This is a genomic window from Acinetobacter sp. Ac_5812, assembly GCF_013072695.1.
Taxonomy (GTDB): Bacteria; Pseudomonadota; Gammaproteobacteria; order Pseudomonadales; family Moraxellaceae; genus Acinetobacter.
The window spans coordinates 1-20,487 of the sequence record NZ_LXUK01000011.1 but is presented as its reverse complement, the minus strand read 5'-3'; the positions used below and the strand labels follow the sequence as shown (position 1 = coordinate 20,487).

The window sequence follows — 20,487 nt, the reverse complement described above, 5'->3', positions numbered from 1 at the left end:
ATATGTTAGTGAAATTAGCCCTTAGTGGTCATGCTTCTCCAGAAGCTTTAAGTAAATTTGAACGTATCAAAGCGTATGTGCCAGATAGCGCACCTGTTTTGGTCACATACTTTAATAAACAAGTTTTATTAAGTGATCTACTGGTTAATTTTTCTAATTTTTTACCATCGCTCGAAATCACAAAAGATAAAGACATGCTGGTTACGATTAGAGGAAATGAAACACCTTTAGTCGAATTTATTGTCAATTTAAAACTATACAGCATGAAATTAGGCAAACTTTTCTTTGAATTTGAGAATCAATTTAAAGAAAAAGAGCAAGACTTTAAGGACTTTATTAAACGTCACAAACTTAAAGGTTTTGATCATGCCAATTTTGTTAATTACGTGAAACTAGGTGCATATGATAGTGCTTTAGACATTATCAAATACCAGTACGAAAGCGTTAAAAAAACATTCTTTGTACTGTTTAAAGATCGTTTCACCCTATTAGAAAGCAAGGGTTTTATTTAAGGATATTCTATGGAAATGTTAGATCCATCAAACACAAACCCTGGACTCTTTTTAGTCATAATGGCTACGGCAATTGGTACCATACTTTTTGGTTTTTTAATTGTCGCTTTAATTGCACGATATAAGTTCAAGATTAAAGTTACGGTATCTAGTTTTATAGCTGCAGTTACTTTATCTATATTTAGCTTTATATGCTTTGGTTCACTTGGTCCGATGGAACCTAAATACAGTACTTCAGTTGTTCAGCTTTATGCGTTGGGCTTACTGGCTGGTACTTTAATATTAAATATAGTTCTTCTGAAATTATTCAGCCCTAAAACTATTGAACAGTTAGCTTTGAAAGGTTTTAATAAGTCAGAAAATGAACAAAAAGAGCATTACAAAAACATCTTAAAAGAGTTTAAATGCATTACTGATTTGGAAGATAAAAACAAGCTTAATAAGCGCAGTTTTAACTTGTTAAATGTTTTTAAAAATAAAGGAAAACAAAATGTTTGATTTTAAGATGAAATCTTTGTGTGTTTTGGCAGTTGCCGGATCTCTTTTAACTGGTTGCGTATCTAGTACTATTGATGGAATGGGTTCTAAACGCAAACAAATCATGTTGTATTCTGAAAAAGAATATCTTCAGCAAAGTACTCAGTCTTACAACAACATCATCACGACTGCTAAACAGCGTGGATTGATTGTGAATAACGCTCAAGTAAATAGAGTAGCAAAACGTCTTATCGCACAAGTTCCACATTATCGAGCTGACGCAGCAAATTGGAATTGGGAAGTTAATACAATCCGAGATAATGAAATCAACGCGTTTTGTCTATCTGGAGGCAAGATCGGTGTGTTGACTGGTTCTATCACAAAAATTAATGCAACTGATGATGAATTGGCTGCACTGATCGGCCACGAAATTGCACATGCTTTACGTGATCATGGGCGTGAAAAGGTAAGTAAAAAGCTTTTAACTGGTTTAGGTGTGCTTGCAGCTAGTTCGGCTGGTCTAGGTGACATGGTTGTATCTAGCACAAGCTTACTAGGCGATTATGGGGTTAACTTACCTGGTTCGCGCAAACTTGAAAGTGAAGCGGATCTTCTAGGTGTTGATATTATGGTTCGTGCTGGTTACAACCCACAGGGCGCAATCAGCTTTTGGAATAAAGTAGTAGCCCAAGAAAAACAGGGCACTAAAATTGATTTCTTATCAACGCATCCTACTTCAGAAAAACGAATTGTAGCGATCCAAGACTACATCAACCAAACTTACAGGAAATAATAAAAGGAGCTGGTTATGGATATTTACACAGTTATCCGAGTGAGCAAAAAGTTGTTTGACCACGGTTATATAGTAATACCAGAACTCAAAGTAGATTTTAAATCGGCTTTACTGCTCTTAAATGAACAAACCGTTGATGATCGATTTCTAATATCTAAAGATATAGTAGGTGCTGAAATCAGAGGGAATTTTGCCTTAATTGAAAAGGAGGGGAAGTTTCAATTGTTCACCAAAGGAATAGATTACTTTTGTTTGAATGTTGAGCCTGAAAAATCCAGTACTGATCCTAAACCTGAAAAACAGGTAAAAAAGAGTAAAGTAGTTCTCAAAAACCGTTATTTATATAAAAGTGGCGTGAAGCAGATCGGGGAGCTGGACACGTACAAGAAAAGAAGCGTCAAGATTACGAATGTAGGAAAACCATTTGTACTAAAACAAAAAATGCATGACGTTCCAGATTGGCTTTTTGAAAAGCTAAAAGACCAAGAGGTATGTTGGATCTATTTTGAATATGCTGAAGAACAATTATCAGAGGCACCAATAGAAACTGCACCAATCAATTTAAAAAGTGACATTGAAAGTTGTGTTAAATACTTTAAGTTACATGGTGAAAAAACAAGAAAAAAACCAATTATCAATGCTGAAGCACCAGGTAACGTAAACCTATTCAGATATTGTGATTTACGGCGCATTGATCAGGAATTAAAAGTCTTATTTGTTTGTAGTGAAAACTATCTTTGGTTACTGGAACAAAATAGACAAGATCCACTACCTAACATCAAATTAAACAATATTAGTTTTGGCGGTTGGATCATTCCCAAGACGACAAACCAAGATATGTTGAATAAGCTAATAATGTTAGATAAAGAATTAAAAACGAATCCAGATGCTTATCATCTAAGGGATTAAGAAAGGTTTCGGCAAGAAACGCCCCTCAACAAAAGTTCTGTTTCTTGCCTACACCTTAGAGGTCAATAATGAAAACAAAAAGCCATTCCCTTACGAAAGTTCATGACCTTAAATTATCAATAACCAATAGTTTAATACACCTACAATAAAAAAGTTTTAGTGATCGTGGTGATCTGTATCAATTACGTCATTATTGTTTGCATTAAACTTAGCTTGCTCTTTATAAAAATTATAGTCGGCATTGTCGTATACAAGCTCTTTTGGGTAAGGGATACCCATTTCATCAAGCTTTAAAGCGTAATAATGCGGTATTGGCTTGGTTGGATTGAAGTATGGTTCAGGGTAGTACTGAGTAACGACTTTAGCGGAGTAGGAATTAACGAGTTGATCTACATCGCTTTCTATTGTTTTTTGTTGGTCATTGTAATAAGAGTCAACAAGCTCTTTGTCTGAGTGGCTTGCTGCACAACCTGAAAATATTAAAGGTATTAAAATAGCGATAATTCTATAATGTTTCATTTTAAATAGGCTCAGGTGTAGTGTATATTTAATGGAACGTTAAAATACTTTAGATTATACATGACTTTTAAAGATGCTGTAACATCACCTTTTAGCAGAGGAAAAAGAGAACATAAGTTCTTGGCTAAAATGTTAAAATCTGAAAAAGATAAGATTAAGCTTTATACCAAAAGCTTAAGAAAAATTACTTTTAATGAGCTTTTAATTAGAGCAACTTTAATCTTAGTTGTGGTTTTTGCGTTAAGTTTTTGTATCTTTGGCGTATACCTATCTTTGAACGGTTTATTTTCAAAAGATGTGCATTTAGGAATTATTGGCATTTTAGGTGATAGTAGTAGAATAATATTATGTACCATCTCAGCTGTATTGTGTGCGGTTACAGCCTTCAAATTATTTAAGAAAGCAAAAATTGACTGGAAAGAACATCAGTCATCAAAACGATATGCCAAAGCAATAACGAAAGAGTACCAGTCATTAAATAATTTGATTTTGGAACAGATTAAACAAGATAAAACAGGCAGTTATTGGCTGAACAGCAAAGAGATCCTGAGCATAACAGAGCAATACGAAGATAACATAAATGAAAACACAAAAGATTATCTGGTAAGTTTTACGCAAGATACGACTAAAAAGTATGTTAGGTTTTACATATATAATAATTCGCATATCTCTAATGGGTATACCAATGTTTTACATATACACTCGACTACTTTAACAATTTATTCACATTGTCTAAGTTATTCGGATTCGTTAAGTGTTAAAGACCTTTTAGATATTTCTGTTAAAAGTATTTGCATAAATTATTAGTTTTACTATAATACTTTTAAGAACAAAATTTAAATGTTTCTTACGACATTAAAAGAATGGGAGGCTTATAGCTTCCCATTTTTCTTTTTAAAATAACTATTATTTTTCTAAAACATCATTTGCCTTTTTCTCAAAACCCTTAACTTCTGCTAAAAGTTCTTTATTTTGGGCCATTGTGTCAGTAAAGGTCTGTTTCGAGAATTTAATGAATTCCAATGCATCATTGATTGATTGTTCTTTGCTGGGCTTCACGTACTTAGGCAGCTTATTGAATTCAGTATCCACATTTCTATTGATCGCAGAAAAGTCTTTATCAAGCGACTCGAATGCTGCACTGGTTGACTCAAGCTGTATACGTTCAGAAACTCTATGGTCGATGTTTTGGAACACCAGGAACACACATACAAAAACTAAACTAGCAATTAAACTATTTTTTAGAACAACTGTATCCATTTTTAAACCCTTTAACATTTCTTTGATATTTTTAGTATAATCACTTCAATGTCTTTAAAACTTTTTTTAAAAAATATGTCTAAAGCCTCTAACGTTGAGCTCTTAAACTTTTATAGTCTTGTGGAAGTACCTTTTAAATATGCTCACAAAGAGGTGTTGTTCTCCATTTCTATTTTATATTTTAACGGTAAAACTAAATCATACGTTCATTATCACAAATTTGAAGATGAAGAATTGCAGACTGTTCTAGGGTATGTGGTTTCGGAGAGTCTGGCGTGGACCTTTGGATCTTTGAAAACTGATAAATTCACTGTTAATCAGAATTTTATTTTCAATACAGTGCAAGAAGTGGAAAAAAGCCTTAAAGAACAAATAAATGCTGTATATAAAAGCACGGGTATAAATGCTAAGTTTTCCATGCAATATGCCTTAAAGGATAAGCCATCTGCAGAAAACAACGACTTATTAGAGAAGATATTTGCGATTGATAAAATGCTACCATTTGCTTTTACATTTAATATTAACGGCGGTTATGAAGTTGCATTAAAAGAATGTTCGTTAAAACTAATTAATGATATTGGTTTTTTCGCTTAAAAGTCCTTAAACTATTAAATACCACTTCATTAATACTTATTTTTAATTATAATGTGGGGTATTAGTAGTTTTAAGTTAGGTCATTAAGTAGTGAATAAGAAAACCCTTACCATAGCGATATTGTCAGTTTTACTATTTGGTTGTGATAAGTTAAAGCCTTCAAATACTGATACTGCATCTCAAGAAGAACAAATAGATCCCATTGAAAAGAAAGTTGAGGAACAAGTTCGCAAATATGATGAACGTGTTACCACTTACAATCCATCTAACTACAAATTACCTCAATCAAGCCTTTCTACCACCAACCACAAAGTAGCGTGTAATTTTGGTGTAGGGGGAGATCTACCAGCTTTGGCATCAAATGGCATGTTCTCACAGCCGTTATATCGTATTGAAGCTGAGCAGATCATGGACAAAGTTCAGGGCGATGTGATGTATGCCCCTTATTCAATCGCGACATCTGTTGAGGGTGATGTTTTATATGAATCTGAAATTGATAGCTTTGATCGACAGCTAAATACATTACGAAGTTATCAAATTAAATCATCTGAACAAAATATCATTTCGTCATCTGGCTTTTACACCAATTCAAACAAAGCTGTTCGTATGGCACCTATCCGCAGTTACCCGGTTGCTTATGTGAAGCGCTTGGACGGCGATATTGTTTCTACATCTATGTTTAATGATGCATGCGACAAAGAAGTAGGTGTACGTAACTACAAATGGCGCGAAATTGATGTGTCGGGCAAACCATATGCAAGTTTGGCATCCACTGTATCTGAGCAGATTGTTCGGGTGAATCAGTTTGGCATGTTCACCAGTGCATCAAATTTTTACAGCTACTTCAGTAGTGAGTTTGGCAACTTCTTGGCTGCAAATAACAAGTTTAGATCCGCATTGGAGAAATCAGGACGTTTCCCTAAAGGTTCAAAAATCTACGTTCCATCTGAGATTAAAACGTCTGATGAAACACTGGTGATTACGAAGAACCCTGAGCTTGAAATTACAGACTTCCAAAAAGACAAGGTTTTAGAGGCATACAACAAAGAGGCCAAAATGCGGAATCTTGGCCAGATCGTATTCAAGGTCTACAACCTCAAAAACAATACTGTTTTCTATACACCATGGAATGAAACCAAGCACCGTGAAGCGGTCGAGTTTGAACCTATTGTTGTTATCGATGGCAAGGCTTATTCAGCAGTTTGGCATGTTCCTAATACTTTGACATTCAATGATTCGACCAGTGCTGGAAACTTAACGTATTACAACGCTACGGCGCATAACGCATTCGTCAATGCTGTTAAAGGTATATACCAAGGTCAGCAAAGCATGGTTGGTACAGAGCACGAAGATGATACCGAATATTCAATGAAGACTGCAGTTGAATACCAGAAAGCTCAGGCAGAGAAATAATATGGAATTAAGCACTATTGAAAAGAATACCGAAGCTCAAGACATTCAATCTGATGCGTATGACCAGCGTGTACATTCAGTACTGATAGTACCTGAACATGCCCTAAAAAAAATTGAGTCGATGATTTTGGCTACTGGTCATGTACAAAGTGACAGTACCAATCTTTTAGAAGTTTTAAGGCCAATGCCTGAAGAATTCAGAAAAGACGTTGATAACACCGAATTTACAGAAAAAGAAAACGGCGACATCGGTGATGCAGCCGTGGTCATTGTTGATGGTTTGATTCACGACACAAAACGCGGTGTTTGGATCTCTCAAAATTGGGGTTGTGGTAGTCCTAAATTCACCAAGCTTATTCAGGCTGGAGCTGAGCCACCAATTGAACTGATTGGCAAAAATAAGGGGGATAAGTTTAGTGCGACTTTAACGCACGAATTTCAAAAAGCGTATGAGCGAATGGGTTATACCCAAAAACAGGTCGGTTATATACACATCCTATCAAATGGTGCACCAACGACTTTCTTTAACTACCTGAGTGACGAATTGCTGTGCAAACTGGAATTCATATCAGTAGACAACAACCGTTTAAACGCCTCACAAACTAACTTTTACAGTGCCGTAGAGCGAGGATCTGTTTCAGATTGGGGAGTGAGCTATCACAGAAAACCTTTTAACTTAGAAAATTACCCGATCAATTCTCTATTGGTGTCGGGATTAACAATAACTTTTATTTTGTACCTGATTTACAGCTATCTTTTTGGAGCTTAATAACAAATGAAATATTTAAACAGACCATCTCAAAACCGCGAAAACCATCATTACTTTAATCAACAACAGGGCGACAATAGAAAACAGCACAATCCGAACCGTCATCACCACTCTATTAGCTTAAATGATGTATTTCGGTCGTTATTAGCCCTTACTCAACTAGACAAAGACATCCCGACATTGATCAAGCTTTTTGAAGAACAAGGGCTTGAAATATGCGAAACGCGTGTACGCACTTGGTCAACACCCGTGCATATCAACAATAGACCAATACCACACATTATTTTTGTTGGTTTTATGAAATTACTTGAGCGCATCAATGCTGAAGCGAAACTCAAAGATATTAATCTGTTTGATCTGTCAGAGATCTTGGACGATATACGCAACTAACAATTAAGTGGTTTAGCTATGACTGAAGAAATAAATAGTAATGAAAAAAAAGATGGTCCTATTACGGATGTAGGTAAAAAGTTTGCTGGTGCACGTAAAGACAACCCATCACCAGACTTTTCAGGCAACATGAATGGAATTAAGTCTGACAGCCTAGTGACTAAAAAGGAATATTGGCAAAAGCCTGATTTTAGAGCTGATGCCCAATCTGGCCACAAACCTGTAAAACATGCACTATTATTTTCTTTGGTCTATGCAAACTTAACCAACAAGCCTTTAGGGGGTGGTTGGTTTAGCATAGGTCAAAAGCAATGGGATGATGCCTACATTGCTACACTACACTTCTTAAAAAACAAATATGAAAGCTCACACTACGAACGTTTAGAACAACTGACAGACGACTTTAATGCGTACATGAGCGTTAAGTTTGGTGCTGGACGAAGTGAAAAAGATATTTTAGAACGCTACTCAGCTGGACGACATACCAATCGCAGAGTTAAACACCCACTATCATTTAGTTCAGACACACAGTTACGCTTAAATAATCTAATCCCTTTAGGATGGCCAGACGATCGTGTACTTGATGCAGATAATTATGGTGCCAAAAAGTTATTAAACACTGAGACTGGTCAATATAAGTGGTATGCCGTTAAATCCATTTCAGCAAAGCGCTTTCAAACACTAGATGATTGGACAGAATACGACACATTCAATGCAGCACTAGAAAAAGTAAAAACATTTTTTCAGCCAATTTTAGATGAACGAGTCATAGAACCCAAAAAAGGACGCGCAAAACCCCCAAAAAGACCGCGCTACGACAGAGTTGAAGTACGCGAGGGTAAGGACCATCGAAAGGGTGAAAACATCGATAGCCAGTTGCTTATGGACTATTTCAAATTTTCTGGAGTCGAGTTCGGTAATTGGGTAAATCAAAAGGAACGTGCATGGTTTCTGAATTGCACGTATGACTCACTAATGGATCTTGTCGAACTTCTAGGTCTACCCGTTACGTTCGCATCTTTAGGCGGTAAGCTAGGAATAGCATTCGGTTCGCGTGGCACAGGCGTTGATAGCGCAGCTGCTCACTTTGAACCAGGTAATATGCTTATTCATTTGACCAAGACGCAAGGTGTTGGAGCACTAGCCCATGAGTTCGCGCACGGATTTGATTGTGTTTTGGCAAAACGAAACGGACTCAATAATAACTTTTTTAGCGAATACTTTCTTTACACCAGTAAAGGGCGTTACTCAGTACAGAATCATCAAGAGTCAGCATACAAACATCTTAAAGATGGCCAGACTGCAGATAAGTTTATCAAGCTGGTTAATTATCTTACTTTTAAGTCAACCAAATACCTTGATTACGAAGAAAGACAAGGCGGTACGGGCTTTATGAATAACGCCATGCACCTAGATCAATCACGGTCAATGTATTGGTCACAGCCAACAGAAATCTTTGCCAGACTGTTTGAATGTTGGGTGACGGATAAGCTGGCTGAAAATGATCAACAAAATGGGTTTTTGGTGCACGGCACAGAAGAGTCGGCAAATAGTTGGAATATGAAGTTAAGCGCATATCCAACAGGCAGAGAACGGGCAATTTTAGTTGATTTGATGGATGATTGGCTAAAAGCATTAGTGAGGTCGTGGACGAAATGAATGCAATCACCAAGACCTCAAAAAAAGAACGGATCTTATTCAATAATCCCAAAGCAACACGACTTTACAGGGAAGCAATAACAGAGCTTATTGCGTTTAAACCTTGGGAAGTTAACGCCACTGAGAATATGCTTACGATCTGCAACACCTACCGCTATGTCGTGAATAAACGTTGTTGTTTAGGGTACGAGTTTTGGTGTTACGACCGAAGCGAAAAAGAATGGGTACGTGTTAAGCCCTCAAGCGGTCGCCACAACCCAATCTACCGAATTAATTATTTCAGCTACGGTCATTACACCTCATTTGGAGAAATCTTTGTCAAGGTAGCCACCGACTTTCTTCATGTAAAGAGAATCGAGAAAGGTTTTAACTTCACGAGCAAAGAGCTTACGCTTGTGGAAATACTGTATATGTCTTACATAAGAGGCTTATACAAAAACCACTCATACTCAAATTACGTCATAGTTGAATGGTTTAAAAGAACCAGTGGGATCGACTTCACACATATTGTAAAGACAGGTTTTAAGGTTGGCTACTATACAGCACGGCATCTGCAAACACTCAAAATCGTAGATTTCTTGGCAAAGAGAAGTCTAGATTGTGCTGCAGCTGAAAGGTACATCATAAACAATCCAGATTTTACCGCGCTATATGTCTACCTAGATCCGCTGGACCGCGAGAAAAGAATCACAGCCGAACTTTTAAATGACGGCGTATTTTTGAATATTGATGGTTGTATGAATTATCTGTTCAAAATACCGAGAAAATCATTTAACCGGTTTAAAAACATTGGTACCTCAATCACGGCTCATTTTTTTGGAATAATCAGAACTGATCTTGAGTACGGCAGAGAAAATGCCATGATGTATGGTAAGGCAAATGGCACCTATGATGAACATGTAAACCGTTTCAGAGAACATCAAAGCGTTGAGATCCTACTTTATTTGAGTGGACTACATCTGGAGCTCGGTGTAAAAAAACCGAATAGTCGTTTTATAAATCGCTTGCTAAACAGGACTCTTCGCCATGTGTTGCGTGGCAATAACTGGCAGTTGTGCAAACATAACATTAAGACCATTTACCATGCTTTCTATAAGCATATGTATATCAACAAAGACACAAAGGCACGAAACGCCTATATCGGGAAGCAGTCAGAGTCAAACCAGCTTTCTTCAGATATAGATATAATCTTTGATTACATGCAACAGGTTAGAGCTCACCAGTTTGATAAGCGGTCAAGCATCCAAGGCATGAAGATCCGCATTCAACACTGGATAGATGAAAAAAATAGACTGCAGATAGAAAACAAAAAACAAAAATTAATCGATCGCAACTGGCCAGCAAGAGTCTTACCCGAACCAGTTGAGCACAACGGGTACCGTTTTACTGAGATCCTGAATTTTTATGACCTCTACATCGAGGGAAGTAAAATGAGCCATTGTGTATATCACAACTTCAAACACTCAGCAGAAGAGGGTTCAGTGATCGTATTCCATGTTCAACAAGACAACGATCTAGACGAACAGGCGACACTTGGTTTAGAGATGGTCGATCAAAAGTATGTGGTATTTCAAAGTTACGGATACCGTAACAAGGTACCGAGTGATGGCCTTAAAAAAGCTACACGAGCATTTTTAAAAGAAATTAATCAAAACCAAGTTCGTTAATTAAAGACAAATAGTTAAAATCATTGTGCAAAAATTAAGTTTTGTATCCATATTTAAATAGAGAATGAGGCTTTAAACTGATAATCCCTTATGGGAAAAACTGGTGCAAAACAAATGACAAAAACAATGGTCTACAAGGCAGTAAAACGAGCAGATTTTGAGTATTCAAACGCAGCGCGTGGATACGTGTATCGGGGAGAGAAAATATCTGATGCTGAAGCGGAAAAACTAAAGCATAAATGGGCTAAAAAAGACCTGATGGACAATGCAAAAAAAGATGGATCGTTCACACCAGAATCATTAGAAATGTTCAAAACCTTGGTGAATCATGTATCACCACGGGAGTTGACCGCCAAACAGCAAGCTTTGACATACCATAGCCTTAAACGCTACACAGATTGCGTATTTAACCTTTATGAAGTCACCGCTAAACAAACACCTCCAGCAAAACTAAAACGACCGTACAGCATGCCTAGACTGGATGGTACGGATAACCCTTGGAACCAAGGCAAACGAGAAAACGATGTCTATATATACAAGGGGATTGAGTACAAAGGCATTGAAGCGGAAACAGCAATGCATAAAGTGGTGATTGCATCAGAATTAACGGCAATTGCCGGATTGGATAATCAGTTAGCGAATCTGGCCAACGAAACAGGTGTAGCGTTGTTTTCAGAATTTATTGAAGTTGCACACCAGAACAATGATTTAAAGGATTTAACATATGTAGTTTTTGATTATGTAAAACATCTAATTGTGACGATTGATCGCTATTTTGATTTAAAACTGAAATCTAACGTGTCGGTCAGTATTTCAGTGAACCGAGTAGCTGGCTATTCAAGGTATAGCATAGTTCAACGGAAATAGACCCACGAACGCAACCAGTGACATTACATGTGTCGTCAATGACAGCTTATGTGTCTCGAACGTGCACGTAATTTTGGATTGATTGGTTTGAATGCAGAAAATGTAAATTATGCAAAGTAACACCATGAATATAGCTGATGATTGTACGGTAGTACGTAGACCGTATCAAAGAATGACGACAGCTAACATGCTTAAGATTTGTTATAATAAACAAATTGTTAGTATCTAAACGACACATGAGCTGTCATTTTTTGGAAATTGCGACTACCCTATTCATTTTAATTCGGATTTAACTTATGTTTACCTAAAGTCTACTTCATAATTAATTAAATTTTTAAAATTCAATAAAATTAATATCTTATGTAATTATATACTTATATATCGATTTTATTGGTTCATGAACCTGTCCTGTAATACAATATTTTCTAAAATTAAAGTCTATAAAAAGTTCTAAAGACTCTTCTTTTTTAGTGGTTACTGTCCGTACTTGATTTCTTAACATCCACGAAAAATAGCTGAATATTTAATTCTAAATACTGATAGAAAAATTTCTTTTAGCAATTTATAGTGACTTCATTGTAAGTATTTAATAAATTTCAACTTTGAGATTTTAAGAGGGTATTTTGGACATAAAAATTTGGGAAGGCGGTCTTCAATCGCAAGAAATCATCGCTATCGAAAAAATTAGAGCTGCTTTTACTAAACAAGGCAAGATGTTTCCATGGAAAGGTTATGCGGGATTTCGCTTTACTAATTCAAAAGGTAAAGAAGGTGAATTCGATCTTGTTATTGTGACGCATTGCAATGTGATCATTGTGGAGCTTAAAGATTGGAATCATCAACCTGTTACTTCTGTTAATGGTCGTTGGTATAAAGGTGATCGCGATATGGGGACTTCTCCTGTATCAGTGACAAAGAACAAGGTATTTACATTACAGAACAAATTAGAAAAATATAAGAATAAATTTACTAACAAAGGGCGAGTACCATTCATTAAATATCTTGTTGTGATGACTGGTAATGCAGACTTTAGTCAGCTACAGGGTGTTGATAAAGAATTTACAATTTCACTGGATGACTTCTTAAAACTTGCCAATACATCTGAGTTCAACGATAAATTTCCGATAACCCACCCGATGCAACGTACGGTAAATAAAGATTTCGATATATTTGATGAATTATTTTTGGGAAATCAAACTAATGCTAGGTCATTGAATGTTGGTGGTTATACAGCTGCAGATACGATTTTTGATCATCCAAACGGCATTTATAAAGAATATTATGCAGTCACCAAAGGGCAATTTAAAAATGAAGCACTCCTTCGCTGGTGGGACTTTAGTAAAGTATCAGGGGTGAAAGGATTAACTCCAGATGGACGAGGACAAATAGTTTCAAGAGAGCGCAATGTTCTGCAATATTTAAAAACTCATAACCAAGAACTTTGGAACCATTGTTTGAGGTCATTGACCCCGTTTGACCAAGATGAGGTTACTACGACAAGTGCAGAATTGTTTGAGTTCCCGACTAATCATTTTCGTTTTAACGAATTTATTGGTAAATATGCAAGTTTATATAGCGAAATAGATTTACTTGAAATTGCTAAGATCATAATGTCGCAATTTGAATCATTACATAAGGTAACAGTTGCACACCGTGATATTAATTCTCATAGTCTGTGGCTCTCTCAATCGAAATCAGTTGTAATCTCTAATTTGGCATGTGCGTATTTTAAACCTGCAGGAACAGTAGGCGATTATCGTGAGCAACTGGCTGTCGGTGCAATAGAAGCAGTCGGAACTGAAAGTAAGAATCCAAAATTCAACACACCTTTTGAGTCTGATGTTTATGCTTTGGCAATTATGCTTTGGCATCTGTTACATAAGGAGCGTATTTCAGAAGGCAGTCTACAGTCATTACAAAATAACTTAAAGAATAGTGCTGCGTTCTATGCTCCGGTACTTTATGACGCAATTTATAACAAGAGCTTTAAAGATGCCTCGGAATTTACTACAGCATTTCATGCGGCAGAGCCTAAGCGTGCTGAAATAATCACTTTCGATGCAAATTTAATAGAGCCATATCGCAATAGTATTAATCATTCTCGTCAATTTAAACCTGACGATGACATAGATTTCTTTGTTGAAACTGATGAAAAGGAAGTGTACTGCTCTAACGGATTGCTTGTTAAGGCCTGGCTCAACACTGGTGGAATTAACGCCTCCGATTTAGAAGGTTTTCAAATACATAAATTCATCAAGAAAATTGACAAGCTAAAAGCTATCAATTCTCCGTATATTCCACGAATAGAAGACTTTGGAATTGCACAAAAATCTTCAAGTCTATTTCTTGTGACAGAGTATCTTGCTGATAGCCAATCTTGGCGTCAGAAATATCAGCAATATGTGGATGTGAATTGTGACATAAGCAATGAAGAACGGTTAGCGGATATTGGGAAACTCATTTCAGCGATTGATGATCTACACGAAGCTCACGTATCACATGGTGATTTGCACGATGAGAACATTTTATTAGATAAAAATAGTGGGCAAATCTACCTCATTGATATACCAGATTTTAATTTATCTGGAGAAGAATCTAGAAATACTCAATATGCACCAGAGCAATACGATGTTGATGCTTATCAGCGTGATAATTATGCAGTGATGAAATTGGCGAGCGAGATTCTATGCTTTACTTTTGGTGAGGGATCAGAAAATTATCCAATATTGGCTGAAGCAATTCAGAATGAATTGAAAGATGAAGAATTTGGCTTCAAAGGAATTGCGAGATTTAAGCAAGCTTTTGATAGGTTAGGTCATAAATCCAAGAAAATTATTACTGTATATGATAATCGTGTGAGCGAAAGTTTTACGATTTATCCTGAAAATATGCAGATGTATGTTGGGATATCAGCTCGTACTGAGGGACATGAGCATATAGCGAGCTTAACGTTTAATGGAATTGGTGGCACATATTCATTGCAATATGATTCAAGTCGCGGTAACAGATCAATCTTTGGTGGTATGGCCCCTCGTAAAAAAGATTATCTATCAGCAAAAGAAAAAGAGAATAGCCAAGCAAGCTTAAATGTTGAGATACAGATCAAGGCATCTGATCAACGTAACTATACTGAGCTTGTCAATTTTCTTAATACACAAACCGACTTTATCGACATTGTAGACTCTGCGCTTAAAGAACATATAGCTAAACAACTACAAGCAGATCAGAAAAAGAATGAAATATCATTATTTGAAAAAAATGATACTTTTCAGGTATTTGAATCAAATGTTATTCCTGAGCTATCTATACAACCAATTGTTATTTCGAGCGATGCCCCTGAAAATCAGCGACAGGATATTCCTTTAAAACAGGCGTCAAAAAAACTGGATACCCATAAATTATGGACTGCGATTTTAGATGCAGAAATTGATGCCTCACCATCAATTGAGCTTAAAGACACAGCATTTGTGAAAGACAATACATTTATATGTCCTTACGATGCAGTAAAGGATCCTTTAGAAAGTTTTGATGATTCAGATACAGATAAGGTGTTTGCATTTATTAACAAAATAGACCACAAGGCTTTGAAGGCTGAGGGGAAAAAAATAGAAGATATTGAATACAATGATGAATTAGCAAAAGAATTTACGAAAGAGTTTAAATTGGGTGAGGTGGATTTAAAGGCATCGAATCTTCATGAAGTACATATTACTAAGATCAGAAATACTCGCTATCCTCCAGAAGAAGGGAGTGTGATTTATTTTCGCTCGATGCAAAGTAATGCATCATTAAGAAAACGTAAATACGCAATTGAACGTATTCTAAATAAACAGAGCATTATTTCAGATTTGGCTGAATTGTTTGATCCAGAATGTAAGCTAACAGCGAATTATTATGACATAAAAGTTAAAGATGAAGATTTCGATCGTTATAACCGAAAAGATGATCATGGCAATCAAATTAGTCTAAACCTTCAGCAAAAAAAAGCTTTTCAAAGATTGATCAATAGTGGTCCACTTTCATTGTTACAAGGTCCACCAGGCACAGGTAAAACTGAATTTATTGCAGCATTTGTACACTATTTGATTGAAAAGCAAAATGTAAAAAATATTCTTTTGGTGAGTCAGTCACATGAGGCGGTAAATAATGCTGCAGAGCGTATTCGTAAACACTGTGCTCGTTTGGAAACATCACTTGAAGTTGTTCGATTTAGTAATCGTGAAAACACAGTTTCAGATGGTTTAAAAGATGTGTTTTCAAAGGCAATCACCGCCCAAAAACGCGAACTCTTTTTAGCAGAGATGAAAACTCGTATTTCTTCTTTGGCTACAGCATTAGGTTTACAATCCGAAGTGATGGTCAAAGTGGTCGAGCTTGAACTTCAGCTATTTAAGCAAATCGATGATTTAATTCGTCTGAAAAAGATCTCTAAGAATATTAATGAAGTTGAAAATTCAAACACACTGAATAAAACCATTGATTTTGACTTAGCTACTCAAATCCAAGAACTTGAAGCATCAATTCGCAACCAAAGTGTCAATGAGTTTAATGTAGAAATTTCATCTAATACCATAATAGATTTTGAACTAAAAAATCGCATTATAAAAGCATTAAGTACTAGATTTGGATTGAATATTCAGGAAACCCGAAGTGTTCTGGCATTAGCTAAAGTCACTAAAGAGATGATTGATACGCTCTCTGGAGACTATGTAAATTATGATGAATTTTATGCACGTTCTCGTCAGCTTGTGATTGGTACATGTGTTGGTATTGGTCAAGGTCATTTGAATATCCGTGAAAACACATATGACTGGGTCATTATTGATGAGGCAGCTCGTTCTCAATCGGGTGAGTTAGCTATAGCAATGCAATCAGGCAAGAGAGTGTTATTGGTAGGTGATCACCATCAACTCCCACCTAATTATTCTCCTGAGCAAAAAAATGTGATCGCGAGAAAACTAGGTATTTCACTTGCATATGGTAATTATGACGAAATTGATAATTTGCTCAAAAGTGATTTCGACAGAGCATTTAACTCAAGCTATGGCCAACAAGCTAGTGAATCTCTTTGGACACAATACCGAATGGCAACGCCTATCGGAAATCTAGTTTCTGAAATTTTTTATAAAGGTAAATTAGAATCTTCGGGACGAACTATTTCCCAGCATTATGAGCAAACTGCTGATGTATTACGTTCAACTGTAACATGGGTGGATACATCTGATATGGGGCATGATGCCTTCCATTCAGAAGTTAAACAGAATAGAGGGAAGATTCGTAATAAAGAAGAAGCAAAAGCGATTATGACTATTTTAAAGCGGATTGCTGAAGATGACGCTTTGATTAATTATCTTAACAGCGTTAGAAAAACTGATGCAGCTATAGGTGTTATTTGTATGTATGCAGAACAAAAGCGATATTTACAGCAATTGTTCAATCAGAATGCATGGCCAGAAGGTTTCAAAGATCTAGTCAACATTGATACTGTGGATAGTTATCAAGGCAAAGAAAATCGAATCATCATCGTTTCAATCACACGTTCTGACAAATCTAATACTCCTGGCTTCATGATTATGCCAAATCGAATTAATGTTGCATTGTCGCGTGCGATGGATAGATTGATTGTAGTTGGTAATAAGAATGTTTGGACTGGAAGGAATAGAGATCTGCCATTTGGAAAAGTGGTGAAGCATATGGAAGAAAAAGGTATTGATGAAGGCTACAGATTTGTCTTTTCTAAAACTTTGAAAGGAGAAATGGTATGAACGCACAATTGAAGTATCATGAAATTGATTTTTTAATACCATCACAAGAATTCATTGTGAATTTCTCCTATGTTTCAGGGAAAGGTTTATCCTTTATTCGAGAATATATACTCCGCCTGCTTAATATTGCACCAATGACTAAAATGCAAATCTCTGTGTATTTTGGATTAACTGAGATTGAAGCAACTGAAGCGATAGATGATTTGATTGAACAAGACTTTATTAAATTAAATGCTGATGGTCGTTTGGGTTTGACAGATTCAGCAAAGAAATTGTTTACTGATGTTGCATCAGATGTGAGTTTGACTTCGATTGAAGAAAGTACGGCTAAAATAAGATTTGAGTTAGCTACATTTTGTTTTTTCAAAAATGAAAAAAATGTCGGGATAAGAAATTGGGCTTGCGGTTTAAAAATAAATGCACCTCCAGAACATGAAGCATACGCAGCTGATCATGTGAGAACAAAATTTCAAGATGAGTTTTTTCAGATTGCGGAAAACAATTTCCTTCCAAATTCAGTACTCAAGGATAATCATCGACCTCATTTATACATGATTAATTCAGTAATTCCGACTTATAAAGGCCCATTAAGGATAAAAGTAGATTTTAAATTGGATCATAAAGGTGATCCCTTATTACTAGATAAATTTTCAGATTTGAGTCATTCAGATCAGATGCATTCACTACTCGCTGAACAAATAGATCAAATGAAGCGTGTCAGCAATGTAAAGGAAATTGTAAAAGCTCAGGGAATATTTGAAGATTGCTACACTTCACAATTCTTAAACGAGCAGGGACATATAACAAATTTAACTGATGTACAAGATGGTATCAATGGTGAGATATTTGATGGGGTAAATTACAATTTATTAGTTGGTCCAATTTACCAGCAAGAAAATTGGAAAGTATTAGAGAAAGAAATCCATACTATTTCGAAACGAGTGAAAGGATCTAATCAGGAAAATAATTCAACGAAAATCATTTGGATTGCACCATCAAATCCATTTTGGGGTATGACCTCAAAAATAGGGATTGCGTTTGAAACCTTGCAAGAGGCATTTAAGGATAATAAGGGGACACTAGCAAAAGTATTCTTACCTATCAGGAATCAATATGATAAAAATACTGCTAAAAAGTGGTTAAATCATTTTAAACCCTATGCGAATATATTGAATGGTTTACGAGAAGGATTTTGTGATGGTAATGTTGAAATATTACTCATTAAAAATGAACTCGTTGCTATTAGTTACCATGTGAGTGATTCAGAGAGATTGCCTGTAAGTATGCCTATCGGTTTTTTCACAAAGGATCTTAATGTTGTCAATCACATAGGTAAAATTGTTGACCAATATCTAAATGGTTATGCTTCGTATGATGAACCTAATAATTGCGGGCATCTCCAAAAAATTACAAGGCGTTAATAGTTTCTCATAATTCATAAATGCCACAAATGTGTGGCATTTATATAGTAATAATCTAAATATCATTTACCTAGTACTAAGTACATAGAAAGCGAGCAACTGGTGTGGGAAACTCATAACTATACTAAGATATGTGTTGAAAACAATGCCAATGACAGTTTCAGTAATAAAAGTCTTGACAGTTCTAGAGGGTAATCATTACTCTATATCAATATTAATGAATTTATTGTCACTTATTATCTAATGGACTTATGTTCATCTAAAATCTAGTTCATAATTTAAATTATATTTAATAAACAATAAATTTAATTACTTAGATTACTAAAATGATAACTGAACCGTACCGGGTTTGTCGGAGAGTTTTTTATTTAAGTTAGGCCACCTGACCTAACGGGTTAATCTTATCATAGTACATTGCTTCAAAATCAAAAGGTGATACATAACCTAGTGCACTATGTACACGCTCTTTATTGAACCAATCGTAAGCGTCCGCTGAACCCCATCGCTATTTTTTAATTTTGGTCGGGTTTCCATCGGTGCGGCAGTAATTCTTCTATTTGGGTCACTTTATGTGTTGGCAGCCTTTTCAGCACATCACTTAAATAGGCATAGGGATCCAATCCATTCAGTTTTGCTGACTGAATCAGTGTCATGATGTTAGCAGCTCGCTGACCACTGCGCAGTGAGCCAGCAAACAACCAGTTCTTACGACCTAAAGCCCAGGGACGCATTTGGTTGTCGGGTAGTCAGACGCAGTTACCTACGTCCAACCCCCTAAGAACCGTGCATGCGAGTTTCCCAGCACACGGCTCAAGCCTCTGCTAAGGCGCCATTCGGCACCCGGTTATACATCGTTGACATTGGCAAACTGAACACTCCTCGGACAATACAGATGGTAAATCTCAAGATTAGCAACTGCATCCGTTCCACCATGACTTAGCTTCACAATATGACGGCTGTGCCATGGTGTATCTTTGGTGACTGGTTTAAGACAGGCGCAGCAGCGACCACCTTGTTTTAGCCACACCCGATACAGCTTGGCTCGCCCCTTTGCGGAGACCAGCATTCTTTTACCCCATCGGGATTCGAAGTACTCATCCCATGCGGGGTCATGAGGGTTAGCAGCAGCCTTGATCTTGATATGTCGCACAATTGGCGTGTCCGAGGCAGACACTAATGTGTATTGTCGCTTCCGACCATCGGCGGACTGTTCATCACATGAGAACACCCATCGACGCGCTCCTTGTACTTTGAAATACCGATCTTTGACCCATCGGAGTGTCTTGCGAGGGTGGCGACGTACAGCCCATCGCCAGAGCATTTCCCACACTGCGTTGTCTACCTGGTTGAAAACCTTCTTGGCAACGACATGACTGTGATAGTTGGCCCAACCCCTTAGAATCGGGTTGAGCAAACCGATCAAAGTGGCCTGTCGTGTCGCTTTGTTTGCATTGAACCGTACCGGGTTTGTC

Annotated in this window: 17 protein-coding genes and 2 pseudogenes; 14 read left to right on the top strand and 5 right to left on the bottom strand. The window is 36.6% G+C overall.

Annotated features, from left to right (window positions below; genetic code table 11):
• The first annotated feature begins 2 nt into the window (after nucleotides 1–2).
• The 4 genes from A7P55_RS09110 to A7P55_RS09095 are packed head-to-tail and all read left to right on the top strand — an operon-like array spanning nucleotide 3 to nucleotide 2,691.
• Entirely contained in the window at nucleotides 3–512 is a 510-nt protein-coding gene (locus A7P55_RS09110; protein WP_121533403.1) for a hypothetical protein, read from the top strand.
• A 9-nt stretch (nucleotides 513–521) separates the two neighbouring features.
• A complete protein-coding gene (locus A7P55_RS09105; protein ID WP_121533401.1) occupies nucleotides 522–1,010 on the top strand; it encodes a hypothetical protein in 489 nt (162 codons plus the stop codon).
• Entirely contained in the window at nucleotides 1,003–1,782 is a 780-nt protein-coding gene (locus tag A7P55_RS09100) for a M48 family metallopeptidase (protein WP_121533399.1), read from the top strand. The genes A7P55_RS09105 and A7P55_RS09100 overlap by 8 nt, the downstream gene beginning before the upstream one ends.
• A 15-nt stretch (nucleotides 1,783–1,797) precedes the next feature.
• On the top strand, nucleotides 1,798–2,691 hold the full coding sequence (locus tag A7P55_RS09095; RefSeq protein WP_121533397.1) for a hypothetical protein: 894 nt from the start codon (nucleotides 1,798–1,800) through the stop codon (nucleotides 2,689–2,691).
• 156 nt (nucleotides 2,692–2,847) lie between these two features.
• On the opposite strand, the gene A7P55_RS09090 is transcribed toward A7P55_RS09095, so the two are convergent.
• Nucleotides 2,848–3,210 carry a hypothetical protein gene (locus A7P55_RS09090; protein ID WP_005005750.1) on the bottom strand — a complete coding sequence of 121 codons (363 nt, stop codon included), beginning with the start codon at nucleotides 3,208–3,210 and terminating at the stop codon, nucleotides 2,848–2,850.
• A 60-nt stretch (nucleotides 3,211–3,270) separates the two neighbouring features.
• Between A7P55_RS09090 and A7P55_RS09085 the strand changes: the two genes are divergently transcribed.
• Entirely contained in the window at nucleotides 3,271–4,017 is a 747-nt protein-coding gene (locus tag A7P55_RS09085; protein ID WP_171551861.1) for a hypothetical protein, read from the top strand.
• A gap of 99 nt (nucleotides 4,018–4,116) precedes the next feature.
• On the opposite strand, the gene A7P55_RS09080 is transcribed toward A7P55_RS09085, so the two are convergent.
• Nucleotides 4,117–4,470 carry a hypothetical protein gene (locus A7P55_RS09080; protein WP_044432035.1) on the bottom strand — a complete coding sequence of 118 codons (354 nt, stop codon included), beginning with the start codon at nucleotides 4,468–4,470 and terminating at the stop codon, nucleotides 4,117–4,119.
• A 48-nt stretch (nucleotides 4,471–4,518) separates the two neighbouring features.
• On the opposite strand from A7P55_RS09080, the gene A7P55_RS09075 reads away from it, so the two are divergent.
• The 9 genes from A7P55_RS09075 (at nucleotide 4,519) to A7P55_RS09035 (ending at nucleotide 19,015) form a co-directional block, all read left to right on the top strand.
• On the top strand, nucleotides 4,519–5,064 hold the full coding sequence (locus A7P55_RS09075) for a hypothetical protein (protein ID WP_227518636.1): 546 nt from the start codon (nucleotides 4,519–4,521) through the stop codon (nucleotides 5,062–5,064).
• 90 nt (nucleotides 5,065–5,154) lie between these two features.
• Complete coding sequence (locus tag A7P55_RS09070; protein ID WP_044432033.1) at nucleotides 5,155–6,477, top strand: hypothetical protein; 1,323 nt, start codon at nucleotides 5,155–5,157, stop codon at nucleotides 6,475–6,477.
• Nucleotide 6,478: 1 nt separating this feature from the next.
• Nucleotides 6,479–7,246, top strand: a complete 768-nt coding sequence (locus tag A7P55_RS09065; RefSeq protein ID WP_078389378.1) for a hypothetical protein — start codon at nucleotides 6,479–6,481, stop codon at nucleotides 7,244–7,246.
• A gap of 6 nt (nucleotides 7,247–7,252) precedes the next feature.
• Nucleotides 7,253–7,636 carry a hypothetical protein gene (locus A7P55_RS09060; protein ID WP_078389377.1) on the top strand — a complete coding sequence of 128 codons (384 nt, stop codon included), beginning with the start codon at nucleotides 7,253–7,255 and terminating at the stop codon, nucleotides 7,634–7,636.
• Between the two features lie 18 nt (nucleotides 7,637–7,654).
• Nucleotides 7,655–9,295: an LPD1 domain-containing protein gene (locus A7P55_RS09055; RefSeq protein WP_171551860.1), complete on the top strand. Its 1,641-nt coding sequence runs from the start codon at nucleotides 7,655–7,657 to the stop codon at nucleotides 9,293–9,295.
• Complete coding sequence (locus A7P55_RS09050; protein ID WP_044432026.1) at nucleotides 9,292–10,962, top strand: PcfJ domain-containing protein; 1,671 nt, start codon at nucleotides 9,292–9,294, stop codon at nucleotides 10,960–10,962. The genes A7P55_RS09055 and A7P55_RS09050 overlap by 4 nt, the downstream gene beginning before the upstream one ends.
• A 90-nt stretch (nucleotides 10,963–11,052) precedes the next feature.
• On the top strand, nucleotides 11,053–11,829 hold the full coding sequence (locus A7P55_RS09045) for a hypothetical protein (protein ID WP_005005742.1): 777 nt from the start codon (nucleotides 11,053–11,055) through the stop codon (nucleotides 11,827–11,829).
• Nucleotides 11,830–12,452: 623 nt separating this feature from the next.
• Nucleotides 12,453–17,594: an AAA domain-containing protein gene (locus A7P55_RS09040; RefSeq protein WP_171551859.1), complete on the top strand. Its 5,142-nt coding sequence runs from the start codon at nucleotides 12,453–12,455 to the stop codon at nucleotides 17,592–17,594.
• A complete protein-coding gene (locus A7P55_RS09035; RefSeq protein ID WP_058951988.1) occupies nucleotides 17,591–19,015 on the top strand; it encodes a hypothetical protein in 1,425 nt (474 codons plus the stop codon). Before A7P55_RS09040 ends, A7P55_RS09035 begins: the two co-directional genes overlap by 4 nt.
• A 512-nt stretch (nucleotides 19,016–19,527) precedes the next feature.
• On the opposite strand, the pseudogene A7P55_RS09030 reads toward A7P55_RS09035, so the two are convergent.
• From A7P55_RS09030 to A7P55_RS22795, 3 genes and pseudogenes are all read right to left on the bottom strand, one after another.
• Nucleotides 19,528–19,755, bottom strand: a pseudogene (locus A7P55_RS09030) (transposase domain-containing protein); the annotation flags it as partial.
• Nucleotides 19,756–19,859: 104 nt separating this feature from the next.
• Nucleotides 19,860–20,081, bottom strand: a complete 222-nt coding sequence (locus tag A7P55_RS22570; protein WP_225530263.1) for an HNH endonuclease — start codon at nucleotides 20,079–20,081, stop codon at nucleotides 19,860–19,862.
• Nucleotides 20,082–20,279: 198 nt separating this feature from the next.
• A pseudogene (locus A7P55_RS22795) lies at nucleotides 20,280–20,487 on the bottom strand (group II intron maturase-specific domain-containing protein); the annotation flags it as partial.

Coding starts and splice junctions, on each gene's coding strand:
- A7P55_RS09110 (WP_121533403.1), top strand. CDS start 3: ATGTTAGTGAAATTAGCCCTTAGTGGTCATGCTTCTCCAGAAGCTTTA.
- A7P55_RS09105 (WP_121533401.1), top strand. CDS start 522: ATGGAAATGTTAGATCCATCAAACACAAACCCTGGACTCTTTTTAGTC.
- A7P55_RS09100 (WP_121533399.1), top strand. CDS start 1,003: ATGTTTGATTTTAAGATGAAATCTTTGTGTGTTTTGGCAGTTGCCGGA.
- A7P55_RS09095 (WP_121533397.1), top strand. CDS start 1,798: ATGGATATTTACACAGTTATCCGAGTGAGCAAAAAGTTGTTTGACCAC.
- A7P55_RS09090 (WP_005005750.1), bottom strand. CDS start 3,210: ATGAAACATTATAGAATTATCGCTATTTTAATACCTTTAATATTTTCA.
- A7P55_RS09085 (WP_171551861.1), top strand. CDS start 3,271: ATGACTTTTAAAGATGCTGTAACATCACCTTTTAGCAGAGGAAAAAGA.
- A7P55_RS09080 (WP_044432035.1), bottom strand. CDS start 4,470: ATGGATACAGTTGTTCTAAAAAATAGTTTAATTGCTAGTTTAGTTTTT.
- A7P55_RS09075 (WP_227518636.1), top strand. CDS start 4,519: ATGTCTTTAAAACTTTTTTTAAAAAATATGTCTAAAGCCTCTAACGTT.
- A7P55_RS09065 (WP_078389378.1), top strand. CDS start 6,479: ATGGAATTAAGCACTATTGAAAAGAATACCGAAGCTCAAGACATTCAA.
- A7P55_RS09060 (WP_078389377.1), top strand. CDS start 7,253: ATGAAATATTTAAACAGACCATCTCAAAACCGCGAAAACCATCATTAC.
- A7P55_RS09055 (WP_171551860.1), top strand. CDS start 7,655: ATGACTGAAGAAATAAATAGTAATGAAAAAAAAGATGGTCCTATTACG.
- A7P55_RS09050 (WP_044432026.1), top strand. CDS start 9,292: ATGAATGCAATCACCAAGACCTCAAAAAAAGAACGGATCTTATTCAAT.
- A7P55_RS09045 (WP_005005742.1), top strand. CDS start 11,053: ATGGGAAAAACTGGTGCAAAACAAATGACAAAAACAATGGTCTACAAG.
- A7P55_RS09035 (WP_058951988.1), top strand. CDS start 17,591: ATGAACGCACAATTGAAGTATCATGAAATTGATTTTTTAATACCATCA.
- A7P55_RS22570 (WP_225530263.1), bottom strand. CDS start 20,081: ATGCTGGTCTCCGCAAAGGGGCGAGCCAAGCTGTATCGGGTGTGGCTA.